Source organism: Aestuariibaculum marinum (genome assembly GCF_014596975.1).
Classification (GTDB): domain Bacteria; phylum Bacteroidota; class Bacteroidia; order Flavobacteriales; family Flavobacteriaceae; genus Aestuariibaculum; species Aestuariibaculum marinum.
The window spans coordinates 608,285-620,671 of the sequence record NZ_JACVXD010000001.1; the positions used below are offsets into that span (position 1 = coordinate 608,285).

Annotated in this window: 11 protein-coding genes; 6 read left to right on the plus strand and 5 right to left on the minus strand. The window is 35.1% G+C overall.

Going from position 1 to position 12,387, the window contains the following annotated elements; translation table 11 throughout:
• Positions 1-34: 34 nt before the first annotated feature.
• The 3 genes from acs to ICJ85_RS02750 all read right to left on the minus strand — a co-directional run bounded on the left by acs (position 35) and on the right by ICJ85_RS02750 (position 4,049).
• The gene (gene acs / locus ICJ85_RS02740) at positions 35-1,942 is read right to left on the minus strand and encodes an acetate--CoA ligase (protein ID WP_188222231.1); all 1,908 of its coding nucleotides are present in this window, start codon (positions 1,940-1,942) and stop codon (positions 35-37) included.
• Positions 1,943-2,077: 135 nt separating this feature from the next.
• The gene (locus tag ICJ85_RS02745) at positions 2,078-3,772 is read right to left on the minus strand and encodes a sodium:solute symporter family protein (protein WP_188222470.1); all 1,695 of its coding nucleotides are present in this window, start codon (positions 3,770-3,772) and stop codon (positions 2,078-2,080) included.
• A 19-nt stretch (positions 3,773-3,791) separates the two neighbouring features.
• Positions 3,792-4,049 (minus strand): DUF4212 domain-containing protein, encoded by a 258-nt coding sequence (locus ICJ85_RS02750; RefSeq protein WP_188222232.1) that lies wholly within the window; start codon positions 4,047-4,049, stop codon positions 3,792-3,794.
• A 342-nt stretch (positions 4,050-4,391) separates the two neighbouring features.
• Here ICJ85_RS02750 and ICJ85_RS02755 point away from each other — a divergent pair, with 342 nt between their 5' ends.
• Both ICJ85_RS02755 and ICJ85_RS02760 read left to right on the plus strand, forming a co-directional pair.
• Positions 4,392-5,483 (plus strand): heparan-alpha-glucosaminide N-acetyltransferase domain-containing protein, encoded by a 1,092-nt coding sequence (locus tag ICJ85_RS02755; protein ID WP_188222233.1) that lies wholly within the window; start codon positions 4,392-4,394, stop codon positions 5,481-5,483.
• A gap of 123 nt (positions 5,484-5,606) precedes the next feature.
• Positions 5,607-6,182 carry a Crp/Fnr family transcriptional regulator gene (locus ICJ85_RS02760; protein WP_188222234.1) on the plus strand — a complete coding sequence of 192 codons (576 nt, stop codon included), beginning with the start codon at positions 5,607-5,609 and terminating at the stop codon, positions 6,180-6,182.
• Between the two features lie 57 nt (positions 6,183-6,239).
• On the opposite strand, the gene ICJ85_RS02765 is transcribed toward ICJ85_RS02760, so the two are convergent.
• Both ICJ85_RS02765 and ICJ85_RS02770 read right to left on the minus strand, forming a co-directional pair.
• Entirely contained in the window at positions 6,240-7,196 is a 957-nt protein-coding gene (locus tag ICJ85_RS02765; RefSeq protein ID WP_188222235.1) for a phosphoribosylaminoimidazolesuccinocarboxamide synthase, read from the minus strand.
• A gap of 185 nt (positions 7,197-7,381) precedes the next feature.
• Positions 7,382-8,335, minus strand: a complete 954-nt coding sequence (locus ICJ85_RS02770) for a PhoH family protein (RefSeq protein ID WP_188222236.1) — start codon at positions 8,333-8,335, stop codon at positions 7,382-7,384.
• A 154-nt stretch (positions 8,336-8,489) separates the two neighbouring features.
• Between ICJ85_RS02770 and ICJ85_RS02775 the strand changes: the two genes are divergently transcribed.
• From ICJ85_RS02775 to gldG, 4 genes are all read left to right on the plus strand, one after another.
• Positions 8,490-9,347 (plus strand): SAM hydrolase/SAM-dependent halogenase family protein, encoded by an 858-nt coding sequence (locus ICJ85_RS02775; RefSeq protein WP_188222237.1) that lies wholly within the window; start codon positions 8,490-8,492, stop codon positions 9,345-9,347.
• A gap of 107 nt (positions 9,348-9,454) precedes the next feature.
• Entirely contained in the window at positions 9,455-10,174 is a 720-nt protein-coding gene (gene gldF, locus ICJ85_RS02780) for a gliding motility-associated ABC transporter permease subunit GldF (protein ID WP_188222238.1), read from the plus strand.
• Positions 10,171-10,656 carry a hypothetical protein gene (locus ICJ85_RS02785; RefSeq protein WP_188222239.1) on the plus strand — a complete coding sequence of 162 codons (486 nt, stop codon included), beginning with the start codon at positions 10,171-10,173 and terminating at the stop codon, positions 10,654-10,656. Before gldF ends, ICJ85_RS02785 begins: the two co-directional genes overlap by 4 nt.
• Positions 10,649-12,316, plus strand: a complete 1,668-nt coding sequence (gene gldG / locus ICJ85_RS02790) for a gliding motility-associated ABC transporter substrate-binding protein GldG (RefSeq protein WP_188222240.1) — start codon at positions 10,649-10,651, stop codon at positions 12,314-12,316. Before ICJ85_RS02785 ends, gldG begins: the two co-directional genes overlap by 8 nt.
• Positions 12,317-12,387: the final 71 nt, after the last annotated feature.

Sequence of the window (12,387 nt, forward strand, 5' to 3'; positions counted from 1 at the left end):
TTTGAATCCGCTTTTTTTTATCATTTATTACAAACTACTTGGCATGATCTATAATATCCTGAACAACTTCCGGATTTAATAATGTACTGGTATCTCCTAAATTAGAAATATCTTTACTCGCTATTTTACGTAATATACGACGCATAATTTTTCCTGAACGCGTTTTTGGTAATCCAGCAGTAAACTGAATTTTATCCAGTTTAGCAATCGGTCCTATTTGCTCGGTTATTAATTGATTAATCTCCTTACGTAAATTATTATGATCTCTGGTTTCTCCGAATTCTTTCAAGGTTACATAACCATATAATGCATTCCCTTTAATATCATGTGGGAATCCAACAATAGCACTTTCCGATACCGCTGGGTGCTCATTAATCGCATCCTCTATTGGAGCTGTTCCTAAGTTATGCCCTGAAACTATAATTACATCATCTACACGACCCGTAATTCTGTAATATCCTACTTCATCTCGTAAAGCACCATCGCCTGTAAAGTATTTGTTATCATACGCTGAAAAATACGTGTCTTTATAACGTTGGTGATTCCCCCAAATGGTACGCGCCATACTTGGCCAAGGGAATTTTATACACAAGCGACCATCTACCTGATTTCCTTTTATTTCCTGTCCGTTTTCGTCCATTAATGCCGGCTGAATTCCAATAAAAGGCAATGTTGCATAGGTAGGTTTTGTAGGCGTTACAAACGGAATTGGCGTAATCATAATGCCTCCGGTTTCGGTTTGCCACCAGGTATCTACAATAGGTGCTTTTTTCTTTCCTACGTTATCATCATACCAGTGCCATGCTTCCTCGTTAATGGGTTCTCCAACGGTTCCTAAAACCTTAACAGACGATAAATCAAATTTATCTAAATACCCTACTCCCTCTTTAGCTAAAGCGCGAATGGCGGTTGGCGCTGTATAGAACTGAGTGACTTTATGCTTTTCTACAATCTCCCAGAAACGTCCAAAATCAGGATAACTTGGCACCCCTTCAAACATGACTGAAGTTGCCCCATTAGCTAACGGTCCGTAAACAATATAACTATGTCCTGTAATCCAACCTACATCGGCTGTACACCAATAAATATCTTCTTCACGGTATTGGAATACATTTTTAAATGTATAAGCCGTATACACCATATAACCTGCCGTAGTATGCACCATACCTTTAGGTTTTCCGGTAGACCCCGAAGTGTATAATATAAATAACGGATCTTCAGCTTTCATAATTTCCGCCTGACATTCTCCTGAAGCTTCATCTAAAAGCGGTTGCAACCAAAAATCACGACCTTCTTTCATCGCGATATCAGAATTTATGCGTTTTGCGACTAAAACCGAATTCACACCTGGGCAATCTTCTAAGGCATCATCAACAATACCTTTTAAATCTATAGACTTGGCGCCACGATACGACCCATCACTGGTAATCACCATTTTACAATCACTATCATTAATTCGTGTTGCTAGCGCTGATGATGAAAACCCAGCAAATACCACCGAATGAATCGCTCCGATTCTGGCACAGGCCAATACTGAAATGGCCAATTCAGGAATCATAGGTAAATAGATGCATACGCGATCTCCCTTCTTTATCCCTTGGGCTTTTAAAACGTTGGCAAACTTGTTAACACGCTTATATAAATCGTTATAAGTGATATGCTCAGCCGGTTCGTCAGGACTATTAGGTTCAAAAAGAATAGCAGTCTTATTACCTCTGGTAGTTAAATGTCTATCGATACAGTTTTCGGTAATATTAAGCTCAGCCCCTTCAAACCATTTTACTTCGGGTTTAGAAAAATCCCAGCTTAAAACTTTATCCCATTTTTTGCGCCACATAAAGTGTTCTTCGGCAACTTCTTCCCAGAAATTTTCTGGTTCTCTTATTGATTTTCTGTAAACTTGATAATACTCTTCTAAATGTTTTATGTGATAATTACTCATGCTTTATTTGTTGCAATATTTTGATTGATACCTAAACTATTTAGGTTGTTTTCTAAATTATAAATTTTTCTTTTTATGACTCAATTTTTTCTACAGAATACACTTATCTATAGATAGACAATAGCTGACTTTCTGTTAATGATGTGTAGCTTCTCCTGCTCCACTTGGAATTCTTATATTTTCTACAATTTCCTGAACATCTTCCGGAGGTGCTGGTGTAAATTTCATGATAGCAATAGAGACTATAAAATTTAAAACCATCGCAACAGTTCCAAAGCCTTCCGGTGAAATTCCAAACCACCAATCGTCTTTTCCTCCACCGCCAAACCAGCCAAACTTAAACTTCAGCATATAAAAAATCATTGATGATATTCCAACAACCATTCCGGCAATCGCCCCTTCTTTATTCATTCGCTTATAGAAAATTCCCAGAATAATTGCAGGGAAAAAGGATGCTGCCGCGAGACCAAAAGCCAAAGCTACCGTCGCTGCTACAAACCCTGGTGGATGAATACCAAAGTAAGCAGCCACCCCAACGGCTACTACCGCCGATAAACGAGCAGCTATTAATTCGCCTTTTTCAGATATATTTGGATTTACCATTTTCTTAATTAAATCATGCGATACAGATGCAGAAATCACTAACAATAAACCTGCTGCTGTAGACAATGCAGCTGCCAACGATCCTGCTGCTACCAAGGCAATTACCCAATTGGGTAATCTGGCAATTTCAGGATTCGCCAATACCATAATATCGTTATCAACTACCAACTCGTTTTTATCCTTATCTGCCAAATACTGAATATTTCCATCTTCATTTTTATCTGTAAACGTAATTAACCCTGTCAATTCCCATTTCTTAAACCACTCTGGCATACTATCGTATGGTTTGTTTGAAACGGTTTCAATTAAATTTGTTCTGGCAAATACCGATACTGCCGGCGCAGTGGTATATAATATGGCGATTAACAACAACGCTAATCCTGCAGATTTTCTTGCGTCTTTTACGCGTTTAACAGTAAAGAAACGAACAATAACGTGAGGCAATCCGGCTGTTCCCACCATTAATGCCAAGGTAATAGCAAAAACATCGGTCATTGATTTGGAACCTTCGGTATATTCAGAAAAACCTAATTCTGCACTTAATCCATCTAACTTATCTAATAAATAAGTTCCTGAACCATCGGACAAAGTGTCTCCAAACCCTAATTGCGGAATAGGGTTACCCGTCATTTGAATTGAAATAAAAATAGCCGGAACCATAAATGCAAAAATAAGTACGCAATACTGCGCTACCTGCGTATAGGTGATTCCTTTCATCCCTCCTAAAACAGCATAAAATAAGACGATAAACATTCCAATCATTACTCCGGTATTAATATCGACTTCTAAAAACCTAGAAAACACCAATCCTACACCTCGCATTTGCCCTGCCACATAAGTAAACGAAACTAAAAGAGCACAGATAACTCCAACAAAACGGGCTGTATTTGAATAGTAACGATCGCCAATAAAATCAGGCACGGTAAACTTTCCGAACTTACGCAAATAAGGAGCCAACAATAAAGCTAAAAGAACATAACCTCCGGTCCACCCCATTAAATACACAGCACCGTCGTAACCTGCAAAGGAAATGATTCCTGCCATAGAAATAAATGAAGCTGCGCTCATCCAATCGGCAGCTGTAGCCATGCCATTGGCTAAAGGCGACACACCACCTCCGGCTACATAAAAATCCTTTGTTGAAGCTGCCCGTGTCCAAATAGCAATTCCGATATAAATAGTAAACGTAAGTCCGACAATCACATAGGTCCAGGTTTGCACATCCATAGACGCTAACAATAAAATACTATTCGCCATCATAACCATACTTTTTATCAAGTTTGTTCATAAGACGAACGTAAACAAAAATTAAAATTACAAATATATAAATGGAACCTTGTTGTGCGAACCAAAATCCTAATTTAAAGCCTCCTAATCGTATTTCATTAAGCGCATCTTTAAAAAGAATTCCTGCGCCATAGGATACTAAAAACCAAATAGCTAAAAGGATAAAGAGATATTTTATATTCTCTCTCCAATAAGCTTTTGCGTTGCTTTTTGACATGTTATTATATTTAGTTTAATTGGAATTATGTGATTTTATTTAAATGAATCTTTAATAACTATTTGCATGATATTTTAAGACTACGGTTGGTTATTCCGCAGCTATTTGTAATTTAATTTAAATACTCCTCAAAAAAATCATACTTCCGCTAATATAATACTTACAATGAAAACTGCAATTATTATTTCATTCATAATTCTTCATTTAAAATTAAACTCAAACACGATATTCTAATTATAGCACCCTAAAACAAACAATTAATTATATTTTAGTATACATTTGCCAGCTATTTCTATTTAATTATTAAAAAGTATCTTTATCGAAACCAAATCTAAAATACCATTGCAAGCTAATCGTCTTTATTTTATAGATGCCGTAAGGGCATTTGCTATTTTAATGATGCTTCAAGGTCATTTTATCGATACGCTTTTAGATCCTATTTACAGAGACAACACCAATACAGCTTATAAAATATGGTCTTATTTTAGAGGGATAACGGCGCCTACCTTCTTTACGATTTCTGGTTTAGTTTTCACCTATTTATTATTAAGGGCTAACGAAAAAGGCAACGACAAACTCAGAATACGAAAAGGGCTTTTTCGAGGTCTATTACTTTTAGGCATTGGCTATAGCCTCAGAATTAACTTAATTAGTTGGTTAAGCGGATATTTTAATACTTATTTTTTAGTTATCGATGTACTACAATGTATTGGATTATCACTTATTATATTAGTCTGTCTGCATGTATTATTTAAACAATACAGTTATTTATTTTCTATAATTCTGGCAATTATAGGATGTCTTTGCTTTGTTTCAGAACCATTGTACAGGAATCTGGTTATTGAAAACCTACCCTTGGTTATTGCCAATTATATGACCAAAGTAAATGGCTCTGTATTTACCATTTTACCGTGGTTTGGTTACTCTGCCTTTGGCGCCTTTATGTCAACCGTATTTTTCAGACATGCGCATCGAAGTCGTTTTAAAATCTTCACCATACTTAGTTTTTTCCTCATTGGATATCTATTAATGTACCATTCATCATGGGCTTTATTAAAACTATATTCAATTACAGATATCGAACTATTTGAACGAAGTGCAGATTACAATTACCTGTTTACCAGATTAGGAAACGTATTAATTCTTTTCGGAATATTTTACAGTTTGGAACGCTTTTTAAAACAATCTATAATTGCGCGAATAGGAGAGAAAACGCTATCTATCTACGTAATTCATTTTATTATCCTTTACGGAAGTTTTACGGGTTACGGACTTAAACGTTGGTTTAGTAAATCGTTAGAGCCTACTGAAGCTATAATCGGTGCTTTATGTTTTATCGTTGTTGTTTGTGTGATTTCATTCCACTATGCTAAAACAAATCATTTTGTTTATAGTGTTGCCAGTAAAATCAGCGGACTATTTAAGCGTAGTTAAAATACTATTGTATTAGTCAAAAAACTTTTATTTTTTTTATAGACTTAATTAAAGTAACTTTACTTCAAACGCTTAACTCATTTCTTAAAACATATTAGAAATTTCGATCTCTCATTTTTTACCATGAATAACATTAAAGCTTTGATTGAGAACTACGTAGACCTTCCTTCGGAGGACTGGAATGTTATTGAATCCACCTTTGAACGCATGGTTTATCAGAAAAATGAAGCTTTAATTACAGAAGGCGAAATCTGTAAATATTTTTACTTTATTGAAGAAGGATTAGTTCGAAATTTTGTCACTCATAACAATCAAGAAATAACCAAGTTTTTCGTTCCAGCTCCGTATTGTATTACTTCGAGAATGAGCTTTATAAACCAAACCCTGACCAAAGACAATGTTCAAACTCTGGAACGGTCGGTAATCTGGCAAATAAATCTGGAACAATATAATGAACTAATGAAATTAGATTCATGGCGTCTATTTACCAGAAAAATGCTAAACGAAGTACAAAATTTTACCGAGCAACGCCTTATAGAAAACATGACTGAAACGGCTGAAGTAAGATATTATCGCATGCAAAAAGAAACACCTGATTTGGTTAATCGCATACCTCAAAAATACTTGGCTAGCTATCTAGGTATTGCCACACAGTCTTTAAGTAGAATTAGAAAAAATGCACTTAAAAACGACAATTAATACAGAAATAAAAAAGCCCTTTAGTTAAAGGGCTTTTTTATTGTTATTTGACATGTGTTATTTTAAATATTCTAAAACATTAGTTTCAATACGCTCTTGAATATTACTTACATCAGCTTTTACAAATGTTTCTCCTGTAATGTTTTCATACAATTCAATATAACGCTCACTTACTGAAGTAATGTATTCATCACTCATTTCTGGAACGGTCTGTCCTTCTAACCCTTGAAAATTATTACTAATCAACCACTGGCGCACGAACTCTTTACTTAATTGCTTTTGAGCTTCACCTTTATCCTGACGTTCCTGATAACCTTCAGCATAAAAATAACGTGAAGAATCAGGTGTATGAATTTCGTCAATTAAAACAATTTTACCGTCTTTAGTCTTTCCAAATTCATATTTAGTGTCTACTAAAATTAATCCGCGTTCGGCAGCAATTTCGGTTCCTCGCTTAAATAATTTACGGGTGTAATCTTCTAAAACCAAATAATCCTCCTCACTAACAATACCTCTTTTTAAAATATCCTCACGAGAAATATCTTCATCATGATTTCCCATTTCAGCTTTGGTTGCAGGTGTAATAATTGGTTTCGGAAATGCATCATTTTCCTTCATACCTTCCGGCATTGGCACACCACAAAGCAAACGTTTGCCGGCTTTATACTCACGAGCCGCATGACCAGACATATACCCACGAATTACCATTTCTACTTTAAACGGCTCACATAAATGACCAACAGCTACATTAGGGTCTGGCGTTGCTGTTAACCAGTTAGGCACTAAGTCTTCCGTTGCAGCCATCATTTTTGTGGCTATCTGATTTAATATTTGTCCTTTATAAGGAATTCCCTTAGGCATTACAACGTCGAATGCCGAAAGTCTGTCTGTCGCAATCATTACTAATTGCTCATCGTTTATGTTATATACCTCTCTAACTTTTCCTTTGTAAACATTTTTTTGACCCGGAAAATTAAAGTTTGTGTCGATTATGGTGTTATCTGTACTTGCCACGAATTCGTTTTTATTTTTTATCTGTTTGTTTGATCTTGCAAATTTACCAAATTGTTCGGCATTTTACTGATAATCGATATTTAAAATTCTTAATTAGTAATCAAATTAAACTCGCCTATAAATGAAGTCTTTTAATCACTAACACTTATTACACTACCGACAACAGCAGATGGTTAATACAAAGTCTATTCTCTGTTTTCTATACTCTTATAAGCTTCGATAACTTTCTTAACTAAACGGTGACGAATAACATCCTTATCGTCTAAGAAAATAATACCAACACCTTCCACATTTTTTAGGATTAACAAAGCCTCTTTTAACCCTGAAATAGTACGTCGTGGTAAATCAATCTGGCCAGGATCGCCAGTTAATAAAAACTTGGCATTCTTACCCATACGCGTCAAGAACATTTTCATTTGCGCATGCGTGGTATTTTGTCCTTCATCCAGTATTACAAAAGCATTATCTAAAGTACGCCCCCTCATAAAAGCTAAAGGTGCTATTTGTATGGTTCCGTTTTCAATATAGTGCGCCAGTTTTTCGGCAGGAATCATATCTCGTAACGCATCATATAACGGCTGCATATAAGGGTCTAATTTCTCCTTTAAATCTCCTGGTAAAAACCCAAGATTCTCACCGGCTTCAACTGCTGGACGCGTTAAAATAATTCGTTTTACCTCTTTGTTTTTTAAAGCTTGTACCGCCAGAGCGACGCCAGTATAGGTCTTTCCTGTTCCTGCAGGTCCGATTGCAAAAACCATATCGTTTTTACGAACATTCTCTACCAGTTTACGTTGGTTTGCCGTTTGTGCTCTAATAAGCTTCCCTCCCACGCCGTGCACAATAACTTCGCCACTTTGCTCTGATGTATTGTAATCATCACTACTTTGGCTGGTTAATACACGCTCGATGGTGTTTTCGTCTATTTTGTTGTATTTAGCAAAATGCTTGAGTAGCATATTGATTCTGTGGTCGAATTCTTCCAGTAATTCTTCATCGCCAAAGGCTTTTACTTTATTTCCTCGCGCTACTATTTTAAGCTTTGGAAAATACTTTTTTAGAAGTTCGATGTTGGTGTTCTGTGCTCCAAAAAATTCTTTCGGAGAAATCTCTTCAAGTTCGATAATAATTTCGTTCAAAAGCGTCGGTTTATTTTTAGGTTACTACAGAGATAAAATTAAAATAATATTTAATCAGACCAAATGATTTATTAGTTTTGTGGAACTCTGTTTCTACTCAAAAATACATAAATTTGGGTCACGTAACACTAAAAACATATCAACAATTTTGCCGATGGCGATTATTACATTAACAACCGATTTTGGGGAGAAGGATTACTTTGCTGGCGCGACAAAAGGAGCGATTTACACAGAATTACCCGATGCTAAAATTGTTGATATCTCACATGGCGTTTCGCCTTTCAACATTTTAGAAGCGGCCTATATTATACAAAACGCCTATGCTAGTTTTCCTAAAGGCTCGATTCATATTATTGGTATTGATTCTGAAATTAATAAAGAAAACAAACACATAGCATTAAAGCTTGACGATCATTATTTTATCTGTGCCAACAACGGTATTATGAGTATGATTTGTTCTGAAATTACGCCTGAAAAAATTGTCGAAATTAATATCCACGATAAAATACAATCGAGCTTTCCTGTGCTTGATGTTTTTGTTAAAGTAGCTTGCCATATTGCCCGGGGTGGAACACTGGAAGTTATTGGAAAAACCATTTCTAATATTAAACCTATTAGAAATGTAATCCCTTATGTTAACGACGATAAAACCCAGATAATTGGTAGCGTTATTTATATCGATAACTACGGAAATGTGGTTACAAATATTAAACGTAGCTTTTTTGAAACCATACAAAAAGGTCGTGCTTTCGAGATTTCAGCGCGTAACCATAAATTCAAAAAAATATACTTAAAATACAGTGACATCGTTAATTTTGAGGTGCCCGAAGAGAAACGTCATGATGAAGGTCGTGGAATGGTAGTTTTTAATTCCGGAAACTTTTTAGAAATTGCCGTTTATAAGAGTAATAGTGCTACGGTAGGTAGTGCCTCTACCCTTATGGGACTATCGCTAATGGATACTGTAAGTATTAACTTTATCTCAGAATCCATTCTTCCTAAACTCAATTAAAGTTGTTAATAAGAATTGTAAAAATGGAATTTTGGAAATCACAACCTGAATCTTTTCTTAGTAATTTTACTTCTGTAATCTCTTGTTTAATTTTTTAACCGTAATAAATGCTTGCCATTTTAAAGAAAGAAATAAACTCATTTTTTGCCTCGCCTATTGGCTATTTGGTTATTGCCATATTTTTATTATTAAACAGCTTATTTTTATGGCTCTTTAAAGGCGAATTCAATATTCTGGATTACGGCTTCGCTGATCTATCAGCCTTCTTTCTATTAGCTCCTTGGATTTTAATTTTCCTTATTCCTGCTGTAACCATGAGGAGTTTTTCAGATGAAAAAAAACAAGGTACACTGGAGCTTCTACTAACCAAACCAATTTCTCATATCAATATTGTTTTAGGTAAGTATTTTGGCGCATTTGTTCTCATTCTAATAGCTATTATACCAACTCTATTATATGTCTATACAGTTTATCAACTAGGTAACCCTGTTGGGAATTTAGACATTGGAAGCTCTCTAGGTTCCTATTTCGGTCTATTATTTTTAATCGCTGCCTATACAGCAATTGGCATATTCACATCTACACTCTCCAGTAATCAAATTGTAGCTTTTATTCTGGCTGTATTTTTATGCTTCGTATTTTACATTGGGTTTGAAGGCATAGCCGATTTTACCTCAAGTAATTTTATAGACCAACTAGGTATGAGTTCGCATTACAAAAGTATGAGTCGTGGTGTGCTAGATACTCGAGATATCATTTATTTTTTAAGCATTACAGCATTATTTTTAATGTTAACCATATTAACTATTAACAAAGAACAACAATGATTTTAACGCCCCTGTTCGTTATATTCTTAATTTTAGTATTCATATTGCTTTGGTTGTTTACCAATACCATCGATAAGCGCAAATGGCTGAGTTTACTATTAGCTATAGCTTTAACTCCGGTAATTTACTTCTATGTATTTTACCCGTTAATTAATATATTTTCAAGCTATCATCATGAAAAACATTTTAATTCAAGTGCCTGGATAAACAAACCGGCATTACGATATGAAATGAGTAATGAAATGGTTGAAAAAAATATATTTTTAGGAAAAACCAAACAGGAAGTAGAATCTCTTTTAGGGAAAAGTGAATGGTTTGGTTGGGACGATAGCATCAAAGCTAATTCTCCTGAAAAGTGGAACTATAACTTAGGCTATAAACCAGGTGCCTTTAATATGAACCAGGAGTGTTTAGAACTCATTTTTGAAAACAATAAAGTGGTAAGTACAACCCAATATCAATTAGAAACGAAGTTTGAATAAACAAGTAAAATATACCGTAGGTTTTATTATTGCCTTAGTACTTTTAAATGTAGTAAGCAGCAAAGTTTTTAAACGATTCGATTTAACCGAAGATCAGCGATACACCTTAAGCGACGCAGCAATTCATTTTATAGATAACGTTGAATCGCCTATTATTGTTGATGTCTTTTTAAAGGGAGACGATTTTCCTTCGGAATTTAGAAGGCTTCAAAATGAAACCAAGCAGTTATTAGAGGAATTTGCTGCCGAAAACAGCAATATTGTTTTCAACTTCATCAACCCGTTAGAAGACGAAGCGACTAGAGAAGGAAACATTCAGCAATTAACCGCCAGAGGCTTAACACCTATGCAATTAAGCGTTCAGGAAAGTGGTAAAACATCTCAGGCTGTTATATTCCCCTGGGCCTTAGCCAGCTATAATGAGCAAACCGTTGTTATTCCACTTATAAAAAATAAAATCGGGGCTTCACAACAAGAATTAGTCAACAATTCAGTTCAACATTTAGAATATGCTTTTGCCGATGGTTTTAAAAAACTGGTAACACCTAAGCATCAGAAAATCGCCGTTTTAAAAGGTAACAAAGAACTTGACGATAAGTATATTGCCGATTTTATTAAAAAGCTTGGTGAGTATTATTTTATTGCCCCTTTTACTTTAGATAGTGTTTCCGTAAACCCACAAAAATCGCTTAAAGAATTAAACGACTTCGATTTAATTATAGCTGCAAAACCAACCGAAGCCTTCTCTGAGCAAGAAAAACTGGTTTTAGACCAATACACCATGAATGGCGGAAAAAGCCTTTGGATGATTGATGCCGTGATTATGGAAAAAGACAGTCTGTATAACGCCAGCGGAACCAACTTTGCCGTTAACAGAGACTTAAACCTAACAGATTTTTTATTTAAATACGGCGTACGTATTAATCCTGTTATTACAAGCACATTATACTCTGCTCCTATCACATTAGCTATAGGGGAAGGTAGTAATTCGCAATTTCAAAATTTACGCTGGCCTTATTCACCGTTAGCTTCAAATAATAGTAATCATCCTATTGTCAATAATTTAAATCTGGTACGTTTCGATTTTGCTAATCAGATTGATACTTTAAAAAATAATGTTTCTAAAACCATCCTGTTAGAAAGTGCGCCATTAACCAAACTGGAAGGTACGCCAAGAGAAATCAGTTTAGATTTAGTCACCAAAGAACAAGACCCGTCACTGTTCAATAAAGGTAACCAAACGCTTGCCGTGCTGCTTGAAGGTAAATTTCCTTCGGTTTATAGCAATCGTATAAAACCGTTTAAGTTACAACAGGAAAAAGACTTAAGTGTACCGACAAAAATGATTGTTATTGCAGATGGTGACGTGATTAAAAACGATGTAGTTAGAGGTGTGCCTCAGGAATTAGGTTTCGATCGCTGGACAGGACAACAATACGGTAACAAAGAATTTTTATTAAATGCCGTTAACTATCTTTTAGACAATTCAGGACTCATAAACATTAGATCTAAACACATAGATGTTGCGTTTTTAAATCAACAAAAAATAGCTGCCGAAAAAACCAAATGGCAACTTATAAACATTGCGTTACCACTTGTATTGCTTGCAATCTTTGGTTTTACTTATAATTACGTAAGAAAGAAAAAATACGGCGCTTAAATGTTAATAAGTTTGTTTCCTATATTTCGGGGTATCGAATATATTTGTAAGTAGTATAATTCAAGACTTAA